17 protein-coding genes and 2 tRNA genes are annotated in these 25,914 nt (G+C 69.7%); 13 read left to right on the top strand and 6 right to left on the bottom strand.

The window, feature by feature from the left end:
• Positions 1-56: 56 nt before the first annotated feature.
• Entirely contained in the window at positions 57-3,839 is a 3,783-nt protein-coding gene (locus tag ACT01A_RS14640; RefSeq protein ID WP_445147822.1) for a PIG-L family deacetylase, read from the top strand.
• A gap of 97 nt (positions 3,840-3,936) precedes the next feature.
• Positions 3,937-4,713 (top strand): DeoR/GlpR family DNA-binding transcription regulator, encoded by a 777-nt coding sequence (locus ACT01A_RS14635; RefSeq protein WP_445147821.1) that lies wholly within the window; start codon positions 3,937-3,939, stop codon positions 4,711-4,713.
• A 19-nt stretch (positions 4,714-4,732) separates the two neighbouring features.
• Here ACT01A_RS14635 and ACT01A_RS14630 read toward each other — a convergent pair whose 3' ends face one another.
• Positions 4,733-5,911: an NAD(P)/FAD-dependent oxidoreductase gene (locus tag ACT01A_RS14630; protein WP_445147820.1), complete on the bottom strand. Its 1,179-nt coding sequence runs from the start codon at positions 5,909-5,911 to the stop codon at positions 4,733-4,735.
• Between the two features lie 78 nt (positions 5,912-5,989).
• On the opposite strand from ACT01A_RS14630, the gene ACT01A_RS14625 reads away from it, so the two are divergent.
• Positions 5,990-6,262, top strand: coding sequence for a helix-turn-helix domain-containing protein (locus ACT01A_RS14625; RefSeq protein ID WP_445147819.1), 273 nt, complete (start codon positions 5,990-5,992; stop codon positions 6,260-6,262).
• A 2-nt stretch (positions 6,263-6,264) separates the two neighbouring features.
• Positions 6,265-7,197, top strand: coding sequence for a zinc ribbon domain-containing protein (locus ACT01A_RS14620; RefSeq protein WP_445147818.1), 933 nt, complete (start codon positions 6,265-6,267; stop codon positions 7,195-7,197).
• 34 nt (positions 7,198-7,231) lie between these two features.
• Here ACT01A_RS14620 and ACT01A_RS14615 read toward each other — a convergent pair whose 3' ends face one another.
• On the bottom strand, positions 7,232-7,990 hold the full coding sequence (locus ACT01A_RS14615) for an MBL fold metallo-hydrolase (RefSeq protein WP_445147817.1): 759 nt from the start codon (positions 7,988-7,990) through the stop codon (positions 7,232-7,234).
• A gap of 453 nt (positions 7,991-8,443) precedes the next feature.
• Here ACT01A_RS14615 and ACT01A_RS14610 point away from each other — a divergent pair, with 453 nt between their 5' ends.
• The 4 genes from ACT01A_RS14610 (at position 8,444) to ACT01A_RS14595 (ending at position 16,097) form a co-directional block, all read left to right on the top strand.
• Complete coding sequence (locus tag ACT01A_RS14610; RefSeq protein ID WP_445147816.1) at positions 8,444-12,877, top strand: nSTAND1 domain-containing NTPase; 4,434 nt, start codon at positions 8,444-8,446, stop codon at positions 12,875-12,877.
• Positions 12,874-14,379 (top strand): AAA family ATPase, encoded by a 1,506-nt coding sequence (locus tag ACT01A_RS14605; RefSeq protein WP_445147815.1) that lies wholly within the window; start codon positions 12,874-12,876, stop codon positions 14,377-14,379. Before ACT01A_RS14610 ends, ACT01A_RS14605 begins: the two co-directional genes overlap by 4 nt.
• A gap of 150 nt (positions 14,380-14,529) precedes the next feature.
• On the top strand, positions 14,530-15,294 hold the full coding sequence (locus ACT01A_RS14600; protein WP_445147814.1) for a DUF3800 domain-containing protein: 765 nt from the start codon (positions 14,530-14,532) through the stop codon (positions 15,292-15,294).
• Positions 15,295-15,476: 182 nt separating this feature from the next.
• On the top strand, positions 15,477-16,097 hold the full coding sequence (locus ACT01A_RS14595; RefSeq protein ID WP_445147813.1) for a hypothetical protein: 621 nt from the start codon (positions 15,477-15,479) through the stop codon (positions 16,095-16,097).
• Here ACT01A_RS14595 and ACT01A_RS14590 read toward each other — a convergent pair.
• From ACT01A_RS14590 to ACT01A_RS14580, 3 genes are all read right to left on the bottom strand, one after another.
• Positions 16,036-16,761, bottom strand: a complete 726-nt coding sequence (locus ACT01A_RS14590) for a hypothetical protein (protein WP_445147812.1) — start codon at positions 16,759-16,761, stop codon at positions 16,036-16,038. The two genes, ACT01A_RS14595 and ACT01A_RS14590, sit on opposite strands and share 62 nt — an antisense overlap.
• Positions 16,762-17,687: 926 nt before the next feature.
• The gene (locus tag ACT01A_RS14585) at positions 17,688-18,431 is read right to left on the bottom strand and encodes a hypothetical protein (RefSeq protein WP_445147811.1); all 744 of its coding nucleotides are present in this window, start codon (positions 18,429-18,431) and stop codon (positions 17,688-17,690) included.
• Between the two features lie 529 nt (positions 18,432-18,960).
• A tRNA-Ala gene (locus ACT01A_RS14580) sits at positions 18,961-19,033 on the bottom strand.
• A gap of 127 nt (positions 19,034-19,160) precedes the next feature.
• Here ACT01A_RS14580 and ACT01A_RS14575 point away from each other — a divergent pair.
• From ACT01A_RS14575 to ACT01A_RS14555, 5 genes are all read left to right on the top strand, one after another.
• Positions 19,161-21,104 carry a diguanylate cyclase gene (locus ACT01A_RS14575; protein WP_445147810.1) on the top strand — a complete coding sequence of 648 codons (1,944 nt, stop codon included), beginning with the start codon at positions 19,161-19,163 and terminating at the stop codon, positions 21,102-21,104.
• Positions 21,105-21,150: 46 nt separating this feature from the next.
• Positions 21,151-21,771: a hypothetical protein gene (locus tag ACT01A_RS14570; protein WP_445147809.1), complete on the top strand. Its 621-nt coding sequence runs from the start codon at positions 21,151-21,153 to the stop codon at positions 21,769-21,771.
• A gap of 47 nt (positions 21,772-21,818) precedes the next feature.
• Entirely contained in the window at positions 21,819-22,625 is an 807-nt protein-coding gene (locus ACT01A_RS14565; protein WP_445147808.1) for a PhzF family phenazine biosynthesis protein, read from the top strand.
• A 285-nt stretch (positions 22,626-22,910) separates the two neighbouring features.
• Positions 22,911-24,260: a patatin-like phospholipase family protein gene (locus ACT01A_RS14560; RefSeq protein ID WP_445147807.1), complete on the top strand. Its 1,350-nt coding sequence runs from the start codon at positions 22,911-22,913 to the stop codon at positions 24,258-24,260.
• A 46-nt stretch (positions 24,261-24,306) separates the two neighbouring features.
• Positions 24,307-24,379, top strand: a tRNA-Ala gene (locus tag ACT01A_RS14555).
• A gap of 59 nt (positions 24,380-24,438) precedes the next feature.
• Here the strand turns inward: ACT01A_RS14555 and ACT01A_RS14550 are convergent.
• Positions 24,439-25,632, bottom strand: a complete 1,194-nt coding sequence (locus tag ACT01A_RS14550) for a Fic family protein (protein WP_445147806.1) — start codon at positions 25,630-25,632, stop codon at positions 24,439-24,441.
• Positions 25,633-25,914: the final 282 nt, after the last annotated feature.

Below are 25,914 nucleotides of genomic sequence, written 5' to 3'. Positions count from 1 at the left end.
CGAACTCGTTCGAAGATGTGTCAAGCGGCGGGACCTTGTCAACCGGAGGGAGTGGCGTGAAGCGCTATTTCGTGGGTCTGGTCGCGTTGGTCGCGATCATGCTGGGAGCGGTCGGGACGGCAAGCGCCGCCCCCGCCTCGACGTACACGGCATCGAAGGCCGTGAAGATCAACGTCATGGGTGAGTGGGCTCATCCAGACGACGACACGAGCATCATCGGGCCGTGCGGCGTGTGGCATGCGCGCTACGGCGTCAAGTGCGGGATCATCATGGTCACGCGCGGTGAGGGCGGCGGCAACGGCGCCGGCACCGAGATCGGTCCTGACCTGGGCCTGCGTCGCGAGAACGAGGATCGCGTCGCCCACTACCGGTCGGGCACCGTCGACATCTTCAACCTCGACCGCGTCGACTTCTTCTACAACCTGAGCGCGCCGCTGACGGCGTTCTTCTGGGACGAGACCGAGACGCTGCGGCGCGTCACCCGCGTCATCCGCGAGACGCAGCCCGACATCTACATCGGCTTCAACCCGACCATCCAGGGCGCCGGCCACGGCAACCACCAGCAGGCCGGGCGCTTCATCTGGGAGGGCATCAAGGCCGCGGCCGACCCGACCATGTTCCCCGAGCAGCTCACGGGCCCCAACGCCCTGAGCACGTGGCAGGTCAAGAAGGCCTTCTCCGGCGGCTCGACCACGGGGACCGGCGGCAACGTCAACGCCTCCAACTGCACCACGGGCTTCGTCCCGGCCGCCACGAACGTCGACACGGTCGCCGGTGTGTGGACCGGCTACGACTCGCCGTACAAGTGGGCCGCAGGCAACGTCCAGGGCAAGCCGGCAGGCTCCGCCAAGACCTGGGCGCAGGTCGCGCTCGAGGGTCAGCGTGCCTACCCGACGCAGAGCCGGACGATGATCCAGACGCTCGCCGACGCGGGCTGCTCGCGCTTCGGCCAGACCTACGCGCGGGTCCCGTTCCAGCCCAACACGACGACCCCGGGCGGCACCACCGCCAACGCGGCCGCCGGCAAGGACGACGCGATCCTCTACGGCGCGACGGTCCAGGATCCCGGCGGGTTCCCGCTGGGCACGCAGGAGTACCTCACGTTCTCCCGCTTCTACAACGTGCCGGGCCAGTCGTTCACGGCGACCCTGCACCTGAAGTCGGGCGCCGGCACGATCGCCGCCCAGACCAACGGCGTCGCGCTGACGGTGCCGACGGGCTGGACGGTGGACGGGCCCAAGAACCTGCCTGCCACGACGTCGGGGGCCGAGACGACGGTGGACTTCACGGTCACGCCGCCGTCTTCGGTCGCGACGCTGGATGCCAACTACAACATCTCGGCGCTGGTCACCTCCGGCTCCGCGACGGGCTACACGGACAACGCCGTGCGCGTCGTCTCGCCGGTCGAGGGTCGTTTGGAGCGCTGGGGCACCTGGGCCGAGTACGAGGACTGGGCCGAGAACACCGCGCCCAACGCGCGTCGCCTCGGTCGCTCGCAGGCGCTGCAGTCGATCGGTCTCGGCGAGACCAAGACGATCCAGGTGCGCGTGCACAACTGGTCGTCGTCTGCTCAGAGCGGTGACGTCTCGCTGACGGCTCCGTCGGGCTACTCGGTCACGCCGGCCAACCGCACCTACACGGCCCTGGCCGCCGGTGCGGAGACCGTCGTCAACTTCGACGTCACGAGCACGGCGTCGTCGCTGCCGGCCACGCAGACCTCGACGTTCACCATCAACACGTCTCACGACCAGCCGACCACGGCCACGTCGACCGAGTCGATGACGATGGCGGTCGTCCCAACGACGACGATCCCGGAGGCCGCCGGCGCTCCGACGGTCGACGGCGTCGAGGGCTCCGACTACACGGGCCCGTCGCTGGACCTCAGCCGCGTCTGGGAGGGCACCGCGTGTGCCCCGAGCGGCACGGACTGTGGCACCGGCAGCTACGCCAAGGTCACCCACAAGGGCGACGCGCTGTACTTCTTCGTCCACGTCGTAGACGAGTTCCAGAGCTACGCCGTGACCCCGAAGGAGTGCGTGGCGCACTGGCTCGCCGACTCGGTCGAGATCCTGATCGACCCGCGCGGCAACGCCAACGTCAACGCGCGTGAGACGGCCAACACGTTCAAGTTGGGCGTGTTCCCCTACACCAACGACCCGACCGGGTCCAACGGCAATGGCGTCAACGGCCCGTGCTGGTCGCGTGACGCCGACAACCACCAGGGCTACTCGACCGGACCGCTCGCGTCCTCGGTCGCGCAGGCCCCGAACGCCCCGGGCGTGCAGGTCGCGTCGTCGGCCACGTGGGTCGGGACGAACTCCACCACGACCAGCCACGCATACGCCGGTGGCGCCTACAACCTGGAGGTGAAGATCCCGATGGCCGACCTCCCGGCGGCCGTCGACCCCAACAACTTCACCTTCAACATCACCCCGTACGACAACGACGACAACTCCGCGGCGGGCACCACGCAGCTGCGGCACATCGACACGGGCCAGAGCCGGTTGGCGTGGTCGTCGATCAACGGCGTCCAGGCGGCTCCGTACCGCTGGGGTCGCGCGACGGTGCAGAACTACACCGCCCCGGGCGGCCAGCCGACGACGGCGCCCGACCCGATCGTGTCGAGCTCCAACCTCGACGGCACGCGGGCTCCGCAGACGATCGCGCAGTCGGCCGCTGATGGCGTGCCGATCGCGGGCCGCACGCCGGCTCCGGCCAGCAACCGGTTGTCGATCGACAACGTCAAGCTCGTCGGTGACGCCGCCGAGATGGACGTGACGTCGACCGGCACCGGTACCGCGCGCGTGTACCTGTGGACGGGCCTGACCGGCTCGATCCCGGTGTACACGAGCAGCTGCCCGGCGCCGACGTCGTCGAGCACGCTCGAGGAGCTGTTCTCCTACGGGTTGGACGCCTGCAACATCACCGACGGCGGCTACCCCGCCTGGGGTGAGGACCAGAGCGGCCGCGTGGTCGCGTCCACGACGGTCGCGATGACCGCCGGGACCCAGCACGTCCGGATCCCGCTCGACGCGGCCGGCCGCGCGAAGCTGGCCAAGGACGGCTCGGCGCTGGTGTCGTACCTGACGCCGGCCAACGAGGTCCAGGCGTTCGACCTGCCGCTGGCTCAGGCCAAGCTGACGGTCGGCGCGGGTGACGTCGGGGACGCCGACGAGCCCTCGCAGGTCGAGCTGCGGGCGCGGCTGACCGGTACCGATCCCTTCCCGGGTGCGGTGACCGGCACGGTCCAGTTCAAGGTCGACGGCACGGACGTCGGCGCTCCGGTCAAGGTCGACGCGCAGGGGCGGGCGTCGCTCGCCACCTCCGCGGTGGCCGACGTCAAGGGCCACACGGTCACCGCCGTCTACAGCGGCGACGGTGACTACGCGGCGCGGACGGCGGCCTACACGGCGCCGGCCGACAGCGCCGGCCCGGAGGGTCCCGCGGGTCCCGCCGGTCCGGCTGGTCCGTCCGGCCCCGCTGGCCCGATCGGCCCGGTGGGTCCCGCCGGCCCGAAGGGCGACAAGGGCGCCAAGGGCGACAAGGGCAGCAAGGTGCTCATCACGGTCAGCTGCTCGGCGAGCGGCAAGACCGCCAAGTGCACCATCAAGGAGGTCGGCGCGACGTCCAAGAGCAGCAAGGTCCGCGCGTCCGTCCGCCTGCAGAACACCAAGAAGTCCGTGACGCGCACCGCGCGCGGCACGGTCAAGGTGAACGTGAAGTCCGGCAAGCGGCTCGGGAAGAGCACCAAGCTCGTCGTGACGATCACCAAGGACGGCAAGACGGTCAAGGCGACCGTCACGGCGGGCAAGCGCGCCCCCACCGTCTCGGTCGGCTAGCGCGGGAAGTCGGGAGGGGCGTCTCCTCGCGCCCCTCCCGCCCGCGCCGCCGGGTCTGCTAGAAGTCACCCTGAATGTTCGAAGCTGTTCGTCGCCATTGAGCACCACGCCCGGGACCCGACACACCATCCCGGCCCAGCGTCGTCAGGAGATCCTCCGGGCGATCCGCGGTGGCGCGACGCACGTCGCCCAGCTCGCGCAGAGCTTCGGCGTCTCGGAGATGACGGTCCGCCGTGATCTCGACGAGCTCGCCCGCGACGGCCACATCGAGCGCGTCCGCGGCGGCGCCGTCACGGTCAACGCCGAGCCGCCCTTCGACGAGACGCTGATCGAGCGGTTCGACGACAAGAACGCGATCGGCGCCGCGGCCGCCGCGTTGGTCCAAGACGGCCAGACCGTCATGATCGACATCGGGACCACGACGCTCCAGGCCGCCCGCCACCTCCACGGCCGGACGCTCACGGTCGTGACCTCCTCGCTGGCGGTCTACGAGGAGCTCGTGCCCGACGAATCGATCGAGCTGATCCTTCCCGGCGGCACCGTCAGGCGCAACTACCACTCCTTGGTCGGCATCCTCGCCGAGACCGCACTGCGCCAGCTCAAGGCCGATATCCTCTTCCTCGGCACCAGTGCCGTCGACGCCCGCTTCGACATCTGGGACACCACCATGGTCGAGGTCCCGATCAAGCGCGCGATGATCGAAGCCGCCTCCGAGGTCGTCCTGCTCGCCGACTCCGAGAAGTTCTCCATGGCCGGCCTGGTCCGCGTCTGCGAAGCGGGCGTGATCGACCGCCTCGTGACCAACGCGCCGCCGCCGCCGGAGGCCGCCGCCGCGGCCGAGCGGGCGGGGATCACGATCACGATCGCGGGCTGAAGCGGGTGAGGCTCAGGCCTCACACGTACTGCGCCGCCGCATAACCCGACGCCCACGCCCACTGGAAGTTGAAGCCGCCCAAGTGGCCGGTGACGTCCAGGACCTCGCCGATGAAGTAGAGGCCCGGGCTCTTGAGCGACTCCATGGTCTTGGATGAGATGTCGCTGGTGTCGACGCCGCCGAGGGTGACTTCGGCGGTGCGGTAGCCCTCGGTTCCGGCCGGCACGACCTGCCAGGCGCTGAGGCGGTCGGCGATCTCGCGCAGCTGTGCCGGGGTTTGCTGCTTCATCGGCTTCGACGCGAACCAGGTGTCGGTTATGAGCGTCGCCATCTTCTTGGTGAAGAGCTCGCCCAGCACCGTCTTCAGCTCGCTGTCGGGGCGCGCGGACTGCTGGCCTTGCAGCCATTCCAACGCGTCGTGGTCGGGCAGCAGGTTGATCTGCACGGCGTCGCCGGGATGCCAGAACGAGGAGATCTGCAAGATCGCGGGACCGCTGAGGCCGCGGTGGGTGAAGAGGATGTTCTCGCGGAAGCTCTGCCCGTTGGCGCTGACCACGCAGGCCACCGAGGTGCCCGACAGCTCGGTGCACAGCTCCTTGAGCATGCCGGACATGGTGAACGGCACTAGGCCGGCGCGGGTGGGCAGGACGGTGTGGCCGAACTGGCGCGCGACGTCATAGCCGAAGCCGGTGGCGCCCAGCGTCGGAATCGACAGGCCGCCGGTGGCGATCACCAGCGACTCCGCGGCGACGGGGCCCAAGTCGGTGTCCAACTGGTATCCGGCCTCGGTCTTCTCGATCTGGTGCACCGAGGTGTCCAGATGCGGCGCGACGCCGACCTGCGCGCACTCCTCCAAGAGCATGTTGAGGATGTCCTTGGACTTGTTGTCGCAGAACAGCTGTCCGAGCTTCTTCTCGTGGTAGGGCACGCCGTGCTCGCTGACCATGGCGATGAAGTCCCACGGCGTGTAACGCGCCAGGGCCGACTTGCAGAAGTGCGGGTTCTGCGAGAAGAAGTTGGCCGGCTCCGCGTACATGTTGGTGAAGTTGCAGCGGCCACCACCCGACATGAGGATCTTCTTGCCGGCCTTGTTGGAGGAGTCGATGAGCAGCACCTTCCGGCCGCGGGCAGCGGCGGTCATGGCGCACATCAGGCCGGCGGCACCTGCGCCGATGATCACAACGTCGGTAGAGCGCACATCACATCCTCGAACACGGTGGATCCGGGATAGACAAGTAGCAAACGCATCGCACCTCTGCTATATAGCAAGATTGCTATGAGCGACCCATGGCGACGTCGTGCGGACCCGGTCGACGACCAGGATCGCTTATGGGCAGACCTAGCGGCGCGCGTCGCCGAGCAGCGCCGTGCTCGTGGCCTGTCGCAGAGCGAGCTGGCGGACCTCTGCGCCACGACGCAGTCGGCGATCGCACGTCTCGAACGCGGGCTGCGGCCGCCGAGGTTGGACACCTTGCTGCGGTTGGCTCACGCGCTGGATTGTGAGCTGATCGTCGAGCTGCGACCACGGACGATCGTTGACAGGAGCTGAACATGAGCACGCGTGTCGATGTCGAGGAGATCGAGTTCACCAAGGGCGAGCGCCTCCTCGCCGTTCTCCTGGCGGGCTTCCTGCTGGTGGGCGGACTATGGGGTTATTCCCAGCTCCACCGCGCTGCGCACGACCCGTCGTTGCGTTCGCCACACTCACAGCTCACGGTTGCGCAGCAGTCGATCCTGGCTCGCCGTGACACCGCGAACGAGCTGGCGGCTGAAGCGGCCGATGTCGTTCGCGTACGGCGCCGGGCGCTGGCGGATCACCGGGAGGCCTACCGTACGGCCCTTGACGAAGGCCGCCGAGATTCCGGGCTCGCACGCCGCTATCGCCAGTCCCAGCGGCGCTATGCGGACGCTCAGGCCACCGCGCGCCAGAGCGACGTGCAAGCGCGAGCGGCGCGGGCGGTCGCACGACCGGTCGACGCCGAGCTGCGCCACATCTCACAGGCCCAGCAACAGCAGGTCAAGGATCAAAGGCAGCGCAATCGGCTGACCACGTTCGGACTTCGCCTTGTGCTGGTGCTCGGATTGCTGATCGGGGCGCTAGGGCTCATGACCTGGCAGCGCCGTCGACGCTCCCGCTGGGCGCCAACCGGATACGCCGGGGTTGGAGCCGCCGGCGTGCTCGCGCTGATCATGGGCATTGACTACACCGCCGATTGGTTCGACTTCGTCGAGCTCGGCCCGCTCGTGATCTCCGCCGGCGGCGCCATCGTCACCCTGGTGGCCCTCGCCGCTCTGCAGCGTCATCTCGCCCGACGCCTGCCCGGGCGACGCATCCGTCAGGACAAGTGCCCGTTCTGCGGTCATCCCGCGCGCCGTGGCGAGCACTGCGAGGGCTGCGGACGCTCTGTCGTCGCTCCGTGCGCCCAGTGCCATGCGCCCCGTCGAGTCGGCACCGCACACTGCGCGGGGTGCGGACAGATCTGACGTTCCACCACCGACGCGGCGGGGCACATCGGGCCTACGCGACTGCGCGCTGATTGGACTTGTGGATGCCGTCGAGCCACTCCGCGTGCGGGCCCATGCGGGCGTCGTCGGGTTCCTGGTCGTTGCGCAGCGCGTCGATGTAGGCGCGCTCGGCGGCGAGGCGGGCGGCCACATCGGGACCGTGGGCGACGGCGCCGTGGCCGGGGATCGCGACGTCGACCTGCCGGACGGCTTCGCCGAGGAGGTCGAGGGCCCTCTCGTAGGCGTCCAGCTGATCGTCCTGGCGCGGGTCGAAGATCGGGAGCAGGACGTCGGAGAGCATGTCGCCGGCGAGGAGAACTCCACGGTCGGGGAGGAAGAGGGCGGCGTGGCCGACGCAGTGCGCCTTGTGCTCGATGATCTCGCCGCCTGGAACGAGTCGGTGGTCTTCGGGCAGCGGGGTGACGAGGGCGACCAGGTCGAGCGAGATGTCGGACCCGCCTTCCTCCTGCGCCCCCTCCTTCTGCTGCTCTAGGGTCTCGGCGGCCAGCTGTGCACCGTCGGCGGTCGCGTAGCGCGGCACGTCGCCGAACCGGGGATGCCACAGCAGATGGTCCCAATGCGGGTGGGTCGAGAACCCGGCGACCACCGGGATGCCGAGTCCGTCGACCTCATCGGCGAGGGCGTCCAACTCGGCGCCGGTGATGCCGGGATCGACCAGGACCAGCCCGTGATCCACACGCACCACGATGGAGTTGGTCCAGACCCATTCGCTCTGGCGGACCCAGACGCCGTCGGCGACCTCGGTCAGCATGGGACGTTCATCAGGTAGGGCAAATCGGGCTCCGGTGGGTCGTCGGTCTCTAGGCACGGCGGCCCCCGCCGCGCGGTACTGAGACGGCGGCCGCCGGTCGGAATCATCGGTCATGGGCCTCGAGCTTGGCGGCGTGGGCTCCGTGGGCGGCGAGTAGAGCCAACGGGACCCGCACCCCGGCCTCCTGGGCGCGACGCAGGGGGAACCGCAGGGGCGCGCCAGGTGGCGGTGCGGGTGAGAGCGAGATGCGTGCCGGACCGCTGAGCTGTCCTCATGGCCAGCTCAGCGCCGAGGACCTGTGGTAGGTTCGCGCATCGCCAGCGCTCAATGATGTGGCACGCACATCGTGACAATCGATCTCGAAGCATCCCGCGCCTTGACACGGACGGGCCAGGACGACAGGCTCGTCCGTAGAACCGGAAGTCAGTCCGGTGAACTCCTTAACGCTCACGGATGAGTCAATCGCACCTCATCGCGATCTACGTGCCGCTCGGTCAACGGGTGCGGGTCATGCTCGTCTCGGGCGGCACGCTCGAAGGACGCCTCGCGGCCGCGGGCGAAGGCCACGTGCTCCTCGTCGGGGATGACGGGCGAACAGCCAGCGTCACGGACGGCCTGCTTGGCGGCTTCGAGACGCTCGACGCGTCGCCCGCGCCGGCGACGGCAGCCAACGTCAACGGCAACGGAGCTACCCCGCCGCTCGCCCTGGCCTCGGCGTCCTCCGCGGCGCCTGCGCCCGTCGCGGGTCGGGTGCCGCCGCCTGACCTCCCCGCGCCGGTGCGCGAAGCACTCGACCGAGTGGTCGAGCGCTTCGACACGGCGCTCTCGCGGACTCCGCTGGCCGTCCCGGGCCTGGTGCTCGAGCTGCCTCCGGTCCCCTCCGAGTGGTCCGATGAGTCCACCCAGATCTTGCGCCGGGCGTGGCAGATCATGGGGGACAAGTATCGGTACGCGGTGAAGGTCGGCGAACCTGCGCGGTTCGCTGGGATCCTGCGCGAGCTGCAGACCACGCACCGGCGGATCCCGCTGCTCGGCCCACTGGAGTACAACCTCGGGTGGTTCGCGCTGGAGGTCGGCCACCCGGAAGCGTTCGGGCACCTGCTGCTGGCCGCGCACCTCGGGCACGGCGACGCGTTCGTGCGGATGGCCGCTGCGGACCTGGCGGCCAGGCGTCACATCGCGGCGCACTGGGCGCTCGGGCGTCTGCTGCGCGCGAAGCCCACAGAGGCCCAGCGAAAGGGCGCCTGGCATCCGTTCCTCCAGCTCACCCTCGCGCTGCGCTCCGTCGCTCCCCTGGAGCAGTTGATCCTCGAGACCCCGGCAGATCGCCTGCTCGCGGACACGGTCGCCTATGTCGTCCATCGTGCCGGCGAGCGCGACGCCGACCGAAGCGGCGGGCTGCTCGCCGACGTGCTCGCCGCGCCGTCGGTGACGAGCGCCATGCTGCTGGAGGCGCTCCGCGAGGGCACGTCGGGCTACGCGCCGCTCCCGCACCATCAGCAGGCCATCGAGAGCGAGACGCGCGAGCTCGAGCGGCGTCTGGAGGACGCGGCGCACGACCGCGAGACCGATCGCGTCCTGGACCACGCCGAACGGCTGGCCGAGGAGGGCTCCCCGCGCGAGGCGCTCCGGCAACTGTCGATCGCACTCGCCCGGGACCCCGCCAGCATCCGTGGCCTGAGCCTGCGCGCGCGCATCCGCGCCCGGTCCGGCGGAGAGGATGCCGAGGACCGCCGTCCCAGCCCGTCCAGCCATCCCAACGGTCAGAACCCCTACGCGCGCGCCAAGCGCGCCGAGCACACCGACCGAGACGTCGCGGCCCAGGAGCGGTACCTCCGCGAGGCCATCGCCGCGGGCGACAGCGTCGAGTCGGCGGTCAAGGACTTCGCGATGCTGCTGGACCGCACCGGCCGCACCGCGGAGGGCATCGCGCTGCTCGAGCGCCATCAGGACCGCGTCACCAACCCGCTCGCCTTCGCGAACATCCGGTCGCAGCTGCTGGCCTCCAACGGGCGTCACGCGGAGGCGATCGACGAGCTGCACAAGGTTCGCGAGCTGGAGACGCCCGCGCGCCGGCCATCGGTCGACATCCGCATCGCCGAGCTGCACATCGTCGCGGGGCGCTATGACGATGCCGCGCAGACGCTCCGAACGGTCATCGATCGTGAGCCTAACGAGAAGGCCCGCATGCTCCTGGGCACGCTTCAGCGCGCGCGGGAGACCGAGACCTACGACGAGCTCGATGCCCTGATCGCCTCGAGCGGGCTGGTGGGACAAGGCTCGACGACCGGCCTGAGCCCGCTGCTGGAGTTCCACCTGCAGAACTGCAGCTACGCCGGCGTCGAGGCTGCCACCACGGCCGCGGGCACCTTCAGTGAGCGTGACGTCGCGCAGCTCGAGCGACGGGCCAAAGGCGCGATCACCCGCCCGCGCGAGCGCGCTGGCTACAACCTCTCCGCGGCCCGGATCGACCGTGACCTCGGCCGGGAGATGTTCCCGCGCTTCCGGGACTCGCTCCGAGGGTTCACCGCCGGAATGGGCGACGCCGCGATCGCCGAGCACAAGTCGCTCGACGCGGCCCGCGCCTACTACGTCGAGACGATCTCGCTGTCGGGGGCGTGGGACAACCTGGTGGGGGCGAAGCTCGCGCAGATCGCACTGTCGTTCTACAGCGAGCGGACGAAGCTGCTGGAGGGGCGCCTGCCGTCGATCGAGTCCTGCATCGCCTCGGTCAAGGACGACCCAACGCGCCTGCAGAACGTCGTCGAGGCGATGCTCATCGTCGCCCTCCTCAACGTGGGCATCGGCGAGCGGCTGGTCAAGCAGCTGTCTCAGGAGTCCGTCGCCTGCGGTGCGGTGATGCACGCCTGTCAGCGGTTCCTCGGCGACGACGAGGAGCTGCCCAACGAGCGGCAGCGGCTGCCGTCGGTCTGGGGTCGCGCGAGTCGCACGATGCTCAAGTGCCTCGGCGAGCTGGACCGTGAGTTCAAGTACCTGCGCGACGTCGCGCACGACTTCGGCTCCCTCCAGCAGCAGGCCGACGGCTTGGAGGACGTGCGCCGCCGCGTGCGACTGCCGGTGGGGGACGCGCGGCGGCTGATCCTCAACCAGCTCGAGGTGAACCGCCTGGGCCGGCTCCAGGAGGCGCTCGTGCTGATCGCGCGCTACGTCCAGCAAGGCCAGTACCTCGAGCGTGAGCGGCTAGCCGCCCGCATCGCCACGGAGCTCGACGACTTCGCCAGCGAGATCGAGGACCAGCCGACGCGGTTCAGCTTCGAGTCGCTGCGGCCGTACGTCAACACGCTGCGGACGACGGTGGCCGCACACTTCCGCGAGGTCCAGGAGGCGTCGCTGCCCACCGGGCTCCGGGTCGAGCTCACCATCGACTCCTACGTACCTGACGCCCAAGGAGGGATCGAGGTCGAGGCGACCGTCCAGAACGGCGTCAGCCACGACCGCAGCCCGGCCAGCCGTGTGCGGGTGTCGATCGTCCCCTCCGACAGCCAGGACTACGTGGCCCCGCAGGCCGAGCTGTTGGTCACCGAGTCGCTGACCGGCGGCGACACCGCGCCGGTCCGGATCCCGCTCAGGGTCTCCGAAGGCGCGCTGGCCGCCGACGTCTTCACGCTGCGCTTCACCGTCACCTATTTCGACCGCCAAGGCCACGAGCGCACCAGCGGAGACCTCTCGCTGCCGATCTCGCTGTACGACCGAGCGTCGTTCAAGCCAGTCACAAACCCCTACAACAAGTGGGCTCACGGCACAGCGGTCACCGACAAGAGCATGTTCTACGGGCGCGAGCGGCTGATCGCGTCCCTGGTCGAGGCGGTCCAGCACGGCTCGGCGCGGAGCTTGGTCATCCATGGGCAGAAGCGCGCCGGCAAGTCCTCGGTCCTGCATCACCTCAAGGCGCGCCTGGAGCCGCCGCTCATCCCGGTCTCGCTCTCGGCGGCGCAGATCGGAGTCTTGGGAACCCAGACTCCCGGCGGCGTCCTCTACATGGTCTGCCAGGCCATCGCGCTACGGCTCGCGGATGTCTCGCCCGTCCTGTGCCCGCCGCTGCCCGCCCTGTCGGAGGTCACGGAGAACCCCTTCGTCCTGTACGACTACCTGAGCTCGGTCCGGAGGATGCTGGACGGTGACGCGTTCCCAGAAGGAGCGCGCCTGGTGCTCCTCATCGACGAGTTCACCAAGGTGTACGCCTCGATCAAGCGAGGCCACCTCGACGATGGCTTCATGTCCATGTGGAAGGCCTTGCTCGAGCGCGAGTTCTTCACCTCCGTGCTGGTGGGCCAGGACGTCATGCAGCAGTTCATCGAGGAGTTCCCGAACGAGTTCCAGGTGTCGAAGCCGCGCCGGGTGTCCTACCTCGACCTGGAGTCGGCCGAGGCGCTCATCACCGAGCCGATCCGGATCCCGGACACGGGCGAGTCCCGGTTCCGCGGCACTGCCGTCCGTCGAATCTACGAGCTGACGGCGGGCAGCCCGTATTACATCCAGATCTTCTGCGACCGCCTCGTCGAGTACATGAACATCAAGAGCGCCGTGTACGTGGCCGACGGCCACGTCGAGGACGTCGCGCGCGACCTCGTGCAGGGGCCTGACTCGCTGCGGAAGGACACGTTCGACAATCTCGTGTACCCAGGCGAGCGCGACATCGACTCGTTCCCGGAGGACGACACCATGACCGTGCTCGGCATCTGCGCGCGGCAGACGCGCAACAGGCAGTGGCTGGAGCGTTCGAGCCTCCGGAACGCCACGCCGTCCGGCGAGGACCTCGTCGATGACCTCATCAGCCGGGAGGTGCTCGAGCAGTCGGGGCCGCGGTTGCGCATCCACGTCGGGCTGTTTAAGCAGTGGCTGCTGGCCAACGGGGTGGGCGCGTGACGCCCGGCAACCCGTACTCCAACGTCGGAGCGGTGGTCCAGGACGAGGAGTTCGTGGGCCGGGCGCGTGAGCTGGCCCGGCTCCAGACGCGGTTGGGCGAGGGCGACCCGGCGTCGACCTCGATCGTCGGCCTGCCCCGCATCGGCAAGACCAGCCTCGCCCATCACGCCCTGCGCGGTGGGATCGAGCTCGACCGCCGGACGCTGGTGGTCTGGCTCAACACGCGCACCGCGGCCAAGGACCTCGGGGGGTTCTTCGCGGCGATCGCGCGCCAGATCGTCGAGCGGTTGGAGGAGGCGGGCGTCGCCGACGACGCGCTGCGGGAAAAGGTCCGAGCAGTGGGTCAGGAGCCATCGGACGCCGACCGGTTCGCACGGCTCCAGCACCTGCTCGGGACGCTGCGCCGGTCGGGGACATGGGTGATCCTGGCACTCGACGAGTTCGACGGGATCCGGAAGCTCTTCGGGGACTCCCCGGACTACGGGTTCGCGACGCTCCGTGAGCTGGGCCACGAGCCCGACTCGCGGCTGGCGCTGGTCACGATCTCGCGGCGGCCACTGGTCGAGATTGCGACGCGATCCACCATTGACGAGTCCACGTTTCCCAACATCTTCCAGGAAGCGCGCCTGCGCCCGTTCTCGGAGGACGAGTTCGAGGAACTCGTGGCGCGCGCCGATCGCGCCGGCCTCCCGGTGGAGGACGCGGTCGTCCGCACGATCGCCCGCGAGTCCGGGCGGCATCCGTACCTAGCGTCGCTCATGCTCGCCGAGGCGGTCGATGAGCTCGGCGCGCCCGGCGACGCCGTCGTGGAGCGGGTGGCGGGTACCTCGATCGACTACCTCCGCGACGTCCTACGGCGGTTCGAGGACGACGGCCAGCTGCCCGCGGCGATCGAGGCGCTGGTCGGCAGCGTGGAGCGCGACGATCCGCCCGATCCGGGCGAGCTCGAGCGCTACGGGGTGGTGCGGAGGTCGGCGTCCGGCCGCTTCGAGGCATTCACGCCGTTGTTGGTGCCCTTGCTCGAGAACATCGCGCGCGGCGGCGACTACTGGCCGCTGTGGCGCGACACGGAGCAGGCGCTGCGAGCCCTGATCGTCGAGTGCCTTGAACGTGAGCATGGCGCGCCGCTGGACTGGAGCGACGTCGCGGCGAGCCGCCCGGCGCTGGCCGGCCTGATCGATCGCCTCGCCGATCGCCAGGAGCGTGAGCGGCGGACCTTCGGCCGCTGCCATCCCGACCTCCTGCAGTTCGCCTATCCGCTCGAGCTGCTGGACGTCATCGCGGAGCACTGGGTGAGCAGCTTTGCGCCCATCTTTGGCTCCGACGTTCCGTACTGGCGCCACCGGTTCCGCGTGCTCGCGAAGGTGCGCGTACCTGTGGCGCACTCGCGCGAGGGAGTCCTGAGCAGTCAGGACAGAGACGAAGCTCGCGGGGCCTGCAAGGGCATCCTGGAGGCTATCGGCCGCTACCGCCGTGCTTCGGCGGCCGTGGCGGGTGGTTAGAAGGCTGCGACCGCACGAGGCGGTCGCAGGTGACGGCCCGCGCCCCGGATCCCATTGCTGGGGGAACCGAGGAGGTGCCGCACTGCGGACCCTACCCCATCCGCCCTCCGAGATGACAGAGCACATCGGCCGAATGTCCATCACCGCGTCGTGATCTTCTTTGTAGATGAAAGCGGCGACACGGGGATCGTGTCGCGACGCTCCACGTCGTGGTTCATGGCTGGCGGCGTGATGATCCCGGCCGGGCGGGTGGACGACCTGCGCGCGACGCTCGCGGCCGTCGAGCGCGAGTTTTTCCCGCGCGAGCGCGTCAACGCGGCGCGGCCCGGCGTCTGGGAGCTCAAGGGCACCAAGATCCGGAAGGCCGTCGCGCAGGGGGCGTCCGCGGAGCAGGCGCACCGCGTGAGGTACCTCAGCGTGCTGGCCGCGCGGCTGGCGACGCGCGACGCGCGGCTGGTCGCCGCGATCGGCGTCAAGCCACGCAGCGGCCAGGCGCCGCGGAATCTGGCCATCAAGGAGAGCGTCTACTCAGCGATGCTCGACGCGCAGCAACGGGCAATGCGTGATGGAGAGCCATTGGAGGTCCACCACGACCACTTCCGGCGGCCCGAGGAGGCACAGGAGCTGGAGGACATCGTCGCGCGGTGGGCCGCCGCGCGGCAGCAGCCCGTGGAGGTCCGGTTCTCCAGCAGTGCGCGGACGCCGGGCATCCAGATCGCCGACCAGCTGCTAGCGGGACTGCTCCTGCTCGCGGCCACCCCGGCGCTGACGTGGCATCGCCCGCTGTACTGGACGGTGGCGCATCGCCACCGGCGACGCCTGGACGCCGCGGTCGCGACACTCGCCCCCGACGGGACCGTCACCGTGTTGGACCTCGCGTCGCGGCACGCCGGGTCCTGGCCGCCGGCCTCCTGACGGCGCGCCTGTCACACCGCGGCGGCTTGATGCGGTGAGGCGGCATGGATGTCGCCGCATCGGAGTCACGCGTCGTTGCGAGGAGCCGGCGGCTCTCCGGGGCTGACGACGACGGCCGTCGGCCAGAGCGGTGGCTGGCGCTCTGTGCGGCGATAGCGAGCTGGCCGGTGGGTCATGTGGAGGTGGAGCGCCTGCTGGTGACGCGGGCCAGCGATGCGCTCGTCGCGGAGACGATCCACTTGCGTGTCGACTCCGGAGGCAATGACGCAGAGGACGACCTCGGTCGCCAGGCCGAACAGCTGCTGCGGGCGTTGCTGGCTGGGGACGCGAGCGAGCCGGCCAGCGAACGGCCGTGCGGGGCGGCGTGCCCCGAGAGCGAGATCCTCGAGCTGTGCGCGCTGCCCGACGCGGTGCAGAGCGCGTGGCTCGCCGCGCCGCAGTCCCTGGCCGCGGCGCTGGCGATTTTGGCCGACACCTGTGGCCGGGTGGTCGTCTCGGTCCGGGTCGCTTCCGTTCCAAGGCGTCTCGGTCCGGGCACGGCATCCGATGCCGTCAGCTGCCAGGTGCGGATCGTGTCCCGGGGCGCGGTGCCAGCGGCGGCGTTGGCCCACGTGTCGGCGCTCGCGGGCGTGCGCCCCGAGACGTGGATCAGGGGGATGGCCAGGGAGCCCGGTGCCTCGCGCCCTGCAGCAGCGCCAACGACGAGCATCCTCGCCGCGGCGCGCCTCGCCGCGGTGCCGGTCAGTCCTCAGGCGCTGCGTATCCGGAGCGGCGGTCGTCATCGCCCGTCGTGTCCACGGTGACGCCTCCCGTACCGCGGTGGCGACCCTTGTTGGGGTTGAAGTCGGGCTCCATCCCGAGGACGCGCAGACGGTCTGCGACGTCGACGGGGACCCGCTGCCACGCGCGGCGGTAGCGCGTCCGCTGGCGTGCGCCATCGGCGGCAGTCGGAGGGCCCTGCACCTCGCGAGCGGCGATCTCGAGGTACGTGAGGCCGGCAGCGCGGCCTTCGAGGACGAGGCGATCGGTCGCCGAGACGGTGCGGAGGTAGTCGGACAGGGCTGCCCGCGCCTCGACCTCGTCCTGGACGCGCTCGCGCAGCGTCTCGACGGCACCGAGCACGCGGAACGGGTCGTCCTCCCAGGACGGCACGTCGCGCTCCTCCCACTTGCCCTCGGGAGTGCGCTCGACCAGCGACCGCGTGCGATTGCGGCGACCGATGATGCGCGTCGCCTCCCAGCCCGCGCCGTGCGGCCGGCCGTTCTGGCGGCGGGCGTCGAAGTACGTCCAAAGCCAGGCTCGGAGCCCGTCGACGTGCGCGTTCGGCTCGATCCGGGGCATCAGCCGGAACACAAAGATCTCCTCGAAGTGCTCGCGCAGCTGGTCGTGCTCATGCTCCTCGAGGCCGAACTGGTCTGCGACGCGGCACGCCTGGTCGCGCACCACCTCGATGCCGCACGCGTACACCTCGCTCGCGTCGCGGCACCTCGTCCTCCTTCGGCTGACCCGGCCCACAACCGATCCCCTCTGTCGAACGAACCTCTCTCCCGAGTGGAGAGGGCTCTTGACGCGGACGTGCGACAGAGTCCGGGACCCATGCATCCACGACTGCTTATGGAGGGTGCGGGCGCTTGACTCCGGCGGGGAGCCGGGGGCGCGACATCTTGAACATCGTGAGCGCGAGCGCTGCGGGCGTGAGACAAGCCACGCCGGACGTCAAGACGACTCCCAGGATTCCAACAGGTGGCCGTGCGACTGTCAAACGCGAATCGTGCGCGGCTCCGCAGGCGGCAACGCGGAAACGCGCCGCAGCCCGAATCGCCACCGGTCGACACCATCCATCCGCGGTACTTTGGGGGCGTTCAGGCACTGGTGTCTGAACGGAGCGGAACTTGGCTCAGTTTAAAGACCTCCCTCCTAAACGATGCACCCTACGTATGCAGGGATTTCGTTCACATAGAGCTACAGGGACTCGAACCCCGACCTCTTGGGGGCGATGCAGAAGAGCTGAGCCGTAGAAATGGCCGATGCAGGTCTCTTGACGCCTCTTTCGTCGGCGTTGACTGCGGATGCCGGTCGACACGGGGCGATTCCGGGGATCTAGGCACTGTCGGCGTTCCAATACTGCCTGGGCACGCCCGAGTTCCGTCACCCAGGAACGGCTGAGAGGGGGTCGTGGGGAAGCACTATGGGCGATGCTCTAGGACCTCTGGAGGCCTGCTCGATCCGGCGCACCATCGGCTGCTTTACGACGCTCAGCATCTAAGCTGAAGTTGCTCGCAACCCGACGCGAGAAGGCTCAAGGATGCTAGATGCCAATGAGTGAGGGTGATGCTAGGGGTTGTTGCCGCGTGCCGGAACCCGGAGAGCGGTCCCGGCGGGCGAAGCTGGCGTCACCAGTCGTAGTCGCACGGTGCCTCGACCATGGCCAACAGCCCCAGGAGCTGCGCGTGCGCCACATCCGCGTCGCGGCCGGCGCGCTCGTCGCTGCCGACGATCAGCGAGTGGCTGAAGTCGTCGTGCTGGCCGACATCCAGCACGTGCATGGTGACTCCGGCGCCGGCGATGCCGAGCGCACGGCCGTTGCCCGGCTCGGTCCACTCGACGCCGATCTTGCCGGCCAGCCAGTCGGCCTGGTCTGGGGTCAGGCGCACGAGGATCTCGCCCATCGAGTAGTCATCCAACTTCATGTCCTGACCGCGCCCGAGCCGCGCGTAGGCCACCTGATACGGATCGTGCTGCTCGCCTTCGGCTCGCTCGCCCACCGCAACGACGCGGAGGCCCGACTCCAGATCCTGCGTCAGGATCCTCAGCCGCGCGGGTCCCTTCGGGACGGTCGGCTCCTTCCGCTTGAACACGTCGGAGAGGTCCCCGCTGACGTGGGCGTTCGCCTTCGCCGTCCCGGCGAGGTTCCCCCTCGCCGCCACCTGTGTCCAACCACGCACCTTGCGGAGTGCAGCGGCCCCGTCCACACGGTCCCGCAGAGCCTCGAGGTCTTCGCGAACCTCGGCAAGAGCGGTCAGGGTGCCACGCAGGCGCTTGGGTGTCGGTCCGCCGTCGAAAGTGTCGAGCGTCGCGAAGAAGTCAATGTCGGGAAGCGGGTTCTGTACGCGCGGACGCACAGGGACGTCGGTCATGCCGCCATTCTGGCACCGCACCTCGAGCGTTGCGCGGGTCTGCACGCCCACCCGGTGGGCATGCGGGTTGGCATGATCGTCTCGCCGGCGGTCTGGGCGCTGAGACCCTGTCGAGGTTATCCCGATCACAGAGGACCCAATCCATCATTTCGCACATTCCGCAAGATTGCGCGGGCACGGGGTATCGCGTCGAAACGGCCGGGACGGATTTGGCTTGGCGTCTCGCCACCGCTGTACGTCACTCCGGGGCCTTCGGCGCCTGTGCGGCCTGCCTAGGACGCCCCAGGATTCCACCATGCGGGATTTCAATCCGGCCGGTGTCGCGGCGGTCTTGCGAGGAGGGCGGATCGGGCTGTACCGCGCGTTGCGCGGTAGACACGAGCCGATCCGGAACTGCACCAATCGGCACCGATCAACGGGGTATCGGGCGTCTTCAGGCGCTGGTGCCAGAAGTGGAGCGGAATTTTGGGCGACTACCGGGTCATCCCGGAAACGCGAAACCCCCGCGATTGCGGGGGTTTCTACCGAGTGGAGCTAGGGGGACTCGAACCCCCGACCTCCTGGGTGCGATCCAGGCGCTCTCCCAACTGAGCTATAGCCCCGGGTGGACCAGCGATTGTAGCCGCCTTGGGCGCCTCGCGCCGGGCGCGCGTGCGTTCTGGCCGCCTAGGCACATGGTCGAGGCCTTGCGGGATCTGGCGTCGGCGCGGGTACGCTGCCGCGAGGGAGATGTCGGGCAAGGGAATGATCGGCGATCTAAGGGATCGGCTGTCGGGCTTCCGCACGCGGTTGCGGTTGTTCTTCGTGCTGATCGTGATCGTGCCGATGATCGCGGTCACGTTCATCGTCTTCCGGCTGATCGCCGAGTCTGAGAACGGGCAGGCGGATGCGCGGGTCGCCGCGCGGCAGGAGACCGCGATCTCGCTCTATTACGACGCGCGCGAGGAGGCGGACCGGCTCGCGGCCCGCATTGGCCGGGACCAGCAACTGGCGCGCGCTCTCCGCGACGACGACAAGCCCGCCATCCAGCAGGCCACCAAGCGCCTCCTCAACCAGACCCGCGCCAAGCGCATCGCGGTCTCCCGCGACGGCGACGCCGCCACCGTCCTGGCCGACGCCGGCGACACCGCCGCGACCTTCCCCGCCACGCGTACGCTCGTCGCCGACGGCGCGCCGGTCGCCGAGCTTCAGGTCTCGACCCAGACGGCGACGACCTACGCGTCCAACGTCCGCGACGCCACCGGCCTACAGACCCTCGTCGAGCGCGGCGGCGCGACCATCGCCTCGACGATCCCGAACGCCGGGAACCCCGACCTCCCGACGCACACCGGCACGGTCGCGATCAACAACGAGGACTACCGCACCGCCGCCTTCAACGCCCCGGGTTTCCTCGGCGAGCGCCTCCAGGTCGCCGTCCTCGAACCGCGTTCCGCGACCGCCGACGAGATCCGCCAGGGTCGCCTCGTCGCGGGCCTCATCCTGCTCGGCTTCTTCCTGCTCGCCCTCGTCTCCGCGATCGTCGTCTCGCGCAGCCTCGACCGCCAGATCGCCGATTTCCTCAGCGCGGCGCGCCGTCTGGCTGCGGGTGATTTCTCAAGTCGCGTCACCATCCGCGGCCGCGACCAGTTCGCCCAGCTCGGCGACGAGTTCAACAAGATGTCCGACCAGCTCGCCGCGCGCCTGGAGGAGCTGAGCCAGGAGCGACTGCGGATGGAGCTCAGCCTCCGCCGCATCGGCGAGACCTTCGCCTCCAGCCTCGACCGCGACGGCCTGCTGGAGATCGTCGTCCGGACCGCGGTCGACGCCGTCGACGCCTCCGGCGGTCGCGCGCTGATGCAGGAGCAGGACAACCCGCTCAGCGAGCGCCGCCCCGTCGCCTCCGTCGGCCTCGACAGCCGGCCGATGTCTGCCGCAGGCGAGGCCGAGCGCCGCGTCCTGGCCGTCGGCGAGCCCTCCTTCGCCGACATCGAGGGCGGCCACGCGCTCGCCCATCCGCTGCGTGCCGGCCCCGCCGCCGGTGCGCACGCCGACGCCATCGCCGGCCTCATCTGCGTCTGGCGCACCGACCGCCCCTTCACGCATCGCGAGCGCGAGCTCTTCCACTACCTCGCGGGCCAGGCCGCGGTCTCCGTGGAGAACGTCGGCCTCCACGAGACCGTTGAGCGCCAGGCGATCACCGACGAGCTGACCGGCCTCTCCAACCGCCGTCGCTTCACCGACACCATGGCGGCGGAGGTCGAGCGCTCCAAGCGCTTTGAGTCCAACCTCGGCCTCGTCCTGCTCGACATCGACGACTTCAAGGCCGTCAACGACACCTACGGCCACCAGCAGGGCGATCTCGTCCTCAAGGAGGTCGCCCGGATCCTGCGCGAGTCCTCCCGCGAGATCGACGAGCCCGCCCGCTACGGCGGCGAGGAGCTCGCCGTCGTCCTGCCGGGAACGGACCTCGACGGCGCCCACCAGCTCGCCGAGCGCGTCCGCGAGGGCATCGAGGCGCTGCGTCTGCCGATCCTCGGCGACGAGGAGGCGGAGCCCTTGCGCGTGACCGCCTCGTTCGGCGCCGCCGCGCTGCCGGTGTCCGCGGACAGCGTCCGCGGCCTGGTCGCCGCCGCGGATGAGGCGCTTTACCAGGCCAAACGCGCGGGCAAGAACCGCACGGTCAGCGCCACGTAGGGCTCCGTCGCCCTCCGGCTTCCCGGCTCGTTACGCTAGAGCGATCATGGGCCTGTTGGATGACGCCATCCGGGAGCACCTCGATCTCAAGCGCCGTCGGGGGGCGGACCCCTCGGAGATCGAACGCGAGGAGGCCGAGGCCCTCGGCCCGGTGCGGCGCGACGCGCCCGGGGACGAGCCGGACGACGCGCCCGAGGCTGCCGCGCCGCCGGCGCCCGCCCTGGACGAGCCCGCCGTCGCCTATGACGACGAGGATGAGCCCGCGTTCGAGGACGAGCCCGAGCCCCCGCTGGACCACGAGCGCCCGCATCCGGCCGATCCGCCGACGACCCACGACCACATCTGGGCCGAGCCGGAGGAGGAGAGCGCGACCCCGCCGCACGGCGACCCGCTCGCCTACCAGCAGACGCGTGAGTTCTCGGCGACCGAGCTGGGGGAGGCACTGGGACGCGCGGAGCCGGAAGCGGTGGCGCCGCCTGTCGCCCCGCCCGCGCCTGCCGCGGAGCCGCCGGCGCGCGAGCGGGATCCGGAGCCCATCGCCGACGCCGACGCCGACGAGGTCGACCCCGAAGACGAGCTCGAGGAGACCCCGGACTTCCTCCAGGAGACGCCCGAGCACGACCGCCTCTGGTTCGAGCAGAAGCCGCCCAAGGACTTCGACTTCTGAGCATCACCCGCAGGCTGACGTGGGTCGACGTCTTCACGTCGACGCCGTTGGCCGGGAACGGCCTTGCCGTCATCCACGACGCCGACGGCCTGGACGACGCCACGATGCTCGGCGTCGCCCGCGAGACCGCGCAGTCGGAGACCACCTTCGTCCAGTCGCCGACCGCCGACGGTGCCGACTACCGCAACCGCATCTTCACGATGGACGAGGAGATCCGGTTCGCCGGTCATCCCTCGCTTGGCACCGCGGTCGCGGTCGCCCGCGCCCAAGGCGTCGAGCAGGCGCGCTTCCTCCAGCAGACCGGCGCAGGCTTGCAGCCGGTCGAGGTCGAGCTGCGCGGCGACGTCGCCCACGCGTCGATGCTCCAGGAGCCCGCGCAGTTCGGCGAGCCCGTCGAGGCCGCCTCGGTCCTCGGCGCGCTCGGCCTCGGCCCCGCCGACGCGCACCCCGAGCTGCCGGTCCAGCCGGTCTCGACCGGGATGCGCCACCTGATGGTCCCCGTCCGCGACCACGTCGCGCTGGAGCGGGCGCGGCCGCACGTCGCGCGCGTCGAGGCGATCGAGGCCCAGACCGACACGATGGTCCTCTACCTCTTCGTGCCGGGGGAGGACGACACGGTTCGCGCCCGCGGCTTCGTCGCCGAGCGCGGCCAGGTCCTCGAGGATCCCGCGACCGGCAGCGCCGCCGGCCCGCTGTGCGCCTACCTGCACGAGCACACGGGCGCGACCGAGACGATCGTCGCCCAGGGCCTCGAGCTGGGCCGCCCCTCGCGCCTGGTGACCGCGATCGTCGGCGACCACGTTCGCGTATCCGGCGACTGCGTCGTGGTCCTCGACGGCCAGCTGCGGGTTTAACGCAGATCAGACAGACGTCCAGACCGGACCCTCACCGGTTCAGATCGCTCACGCAGAGACCGAAACGTTCCTCGACACAGGCGGCGCGTCGGTATCGGGGAACAATCCCGGCGCGCCACGTCCTCCGGCGACGGAGGGCGAAGGACGCCGCGAGCGCGCCGGTTCAGGCCCTCAGCCACTGGCGCGCTCGCGTCCTTCCTTCCGCGGCAGCGTCCTCTCGCCGCGGCCCCTCTTTAGACACTCGGTCCGTACCGGAGCGGTCTTCGCCCGTGGAAGCTCTGAGGGATGTCCTTCAGCAGCAATGGCAACGGGGCGAGCGCGAACGGAACCGCGCCGCGCGTCGCGATCGTCCTGCCCGGCGGCGGCGCGCGCGGGGCCTACGAGGTCGGCGCGCTCTCGGTCCTGCTGCCGATCCTGGAAGAGCGCGGCGAGAAGCCGGTGATCCTCTGCGGGACGTCGGTCGGCGCGATCAACGCGACCGCGCTCGGCGCGACCGCCGATCAGCCGGCGACCGAGGCCGTCGCGACGCTCGCCGAGCGCTGGCGCGGGATGAAGAAGGGCGACGTGATCCGCCCGGTCGTCGGTCCGGGCCTGCCGCTGACCGCGCTGCGGATGCTCGGCGAGGCGCTGGAGCTGCCCGGTGTCCGGCTTGCCGGCCTGCTCGACCCGGCGCCGCTGAAGCGCTCGCTGGACGACTGGGTCGACTGGGACGACCTGCACCGCAACGTCCGCCGCGGCGTCATCGACGCGGTCTGCGTGGTGGCGACGTCGCTGGCGCGCTCCGGCCCGGTCGCGTTCGTCGACAGCGCCGGCCGCGTCCCGCCCTCGCGTCCCGCTGATCCGTTGCAGTACGTCCCCGCGGTTCTCGACGGCGAGCACGTCCGCGCCAGCGCCGCCATCCCCGTGCTCTTCCCGCCGGTGGAGATCGAGCACCCGGCGCCGGTCGCCGGCTACTACGTCGACGGCGGCACGCGCCTGAACTCGCCGGTCGCGCCGGCGCTCGCGCTCGGTGCCGACCGAGTTGTGGTGATTGGGTTCCAGCCCTTCCGCGCGCGCATGGAGGGCGCGAGCACGACCGGCGCGGGCGCGCCGCGCCTGGCCGACGTCGCCGCCAACATCATCGACGGGTTGCTGGTCGACCAAGTTGTCGATGATCTCCACCGCCTGGCGACCGTCAACTCGTTCTTGGTGGACTCGGTCGCGCCCGGCCCGCGCGGCGCCGCCGACGCTTACCGCGCCGCCCGCGGCCGCAAGCCCTACCGCAAGATCCCCTATGCCTTGGTCGCCCCCGAGCGCCGCGGCGAGCTGGCCGAGATCGCCGACGAGATCTTCGATGCCAAGTACTCCGGCCTGAAGGGCTGGCTACGCCCCGACTACCCGTTCATGTCGCGGTTGCTCGGCGGCGGCCGCTCGCCTGCCCGCGGCGAGCTGTTGTCGTTCTTGCTCTTCGACGAGGATCACGTCGACCGCCTCATCGAGCTCGGCCGCCGCGACGCCCAACGCTGGCTCGACCGCCACCCGTCCTTCTGGTGCTCGGACGCCGCCCACGACTTCGACATCGACGCCAACGCCATCGCCCACCTGCGCGAACGCGACGCCCTCGACGAGTGGCGCAACCTCCGCCGCCGGCCCTGACACTCCCGTCCACGCCGCCTCCGAGCTACACTCGGCGGGCAGTCGAGGGGGCATAGCTCAGCTGGGAGAGCGCCTGCTTTGCAAGCAGGAGGTCGTCGGTTCGATCCCGTCTGCCTCCACCTCGCCGAAAGGCCCGCCACCACGCGGGCCTTTCGCCGTTCTGGCAGCGACGTTGGTCTCAGCTGGCCTCTGTGACCTCGACGGGCACGGCCTGTCCGGCGGCTGGGGTCGGCTCGTCGAAGAGGGCAAGGTACGGCTCGTAGCGGTAGATGCGCGAGCGCCTCTGGCCCGTGATCTCTCGCAAGAGACCTAGCTCCTCGAATCGGCTGACCAACCGATTTGCCGTTGGGAACGACACGTCTAGACGTGCTGCGAGATAGCTCACGTTCACGAGCGGCCGCCTGTAGAGCTCGCTCAAGAGCTTGAGACCGTTGGGCCCGGCCCCCGCTTCCATGACATAGGTGCGATGTCGCTCGCGCAGTTCGAAGATGTGCTCTGCGGTGTCTGTGGCTTCATCGGCGGTTGCTGCCACGCCGCGCAGGAAGAACCGGAGCCATCCTTCCCAATCGCCGTGCTGGCGGACGGCGGTCAAGCGATCGTAGTACTCCGCCCGGTGCAGCTTGAAGTAGTAGCTCAGGTAGAGCAGGGGCCGGCGCAGGACGCTGCGATGTACGAGAAGAAACGTAATCAGCAGCCGGCCAACGCGACCATTGCCGTCCAGAAACGGATGGATCGTCTCGAACTGTGCGTGGGCGAGCCCTACGTCGAGCAGGACCGGTCGATCCTCGTCGTTGTGGAGGAACTGCTCGAAATCGCCGAGGGCCTCCCGCATCTCCGGGACCGGCGGGGGAACGAACGTGGCCTGCTGAAGCGACGCTCCGCTGGGACCGATCCAGTTCTGGGTCGTACGGAACTCGCCCGGTGTGGCATGCGCTCCTCGGCCGTCGCGAAGAAGCTCTCCGTGAATCTCGCGGATCAGCCGAAGGGACAACGGCAGTTCGTTGATCCGCTCGAGGCCGTAGCTCATGGCTCCGATGTAGTTGACGATGTCCCCTACGTCGGCATAGCGCCCCTGGCGGTCGGGTTCGAGCTCGACTTCGAGGAGATCTTCCAGCGTGCTTTGGGTGCCTTCGATCTGGGAGCTGAGCACCGCTTCCCGGCGGACGTACATCCCGACGAAGATGTCCGGATCGGGGACCACTTTCACGATCCCGTCCAGACGGCCCGTTGCGATGTCCGCCTTGGAGAGCAGGCTCAGGATGTCGTTTTGGACTTCTACCGGCGGCTCGGGCGGAAGCGGGGCGGGAATGAAGGCGCGGTAGCCACTCGGTTGGGTGACGAATCGGCCGGCTCGGTTCTTGTTCGGCGGCAATGGGTCCTTTCGAGACAGTTATTATCATCGCAGCAGCTGCATGTAAATAACGTTGCCAAACGCCACTGGTTGTTTGCGTCTTCGCTAAGACTCAAGCTCGGTTCCGCAACTTATTCATATCGAGACGGCTGTTTTTGAATACCGCCGGCAAACAAGCCGCAGCGTTGTCGCTTGCGATAACAGCCGAGCCCCTTCGGCCTTTCGCCGTTCTGGCAGCGGTCATGAGGTTTCAAACGCGCCCGATCGGTGTACGTGGCAGTTCATCTATCGCTCTGGGAGGAG

The sequence above is a fragment of the Baekduia sp. Peel2402 genome (assembly GCF_052567285.1).
This window is presented reverse-complemented; position numbering and strand designations above follow the sequence as displayed.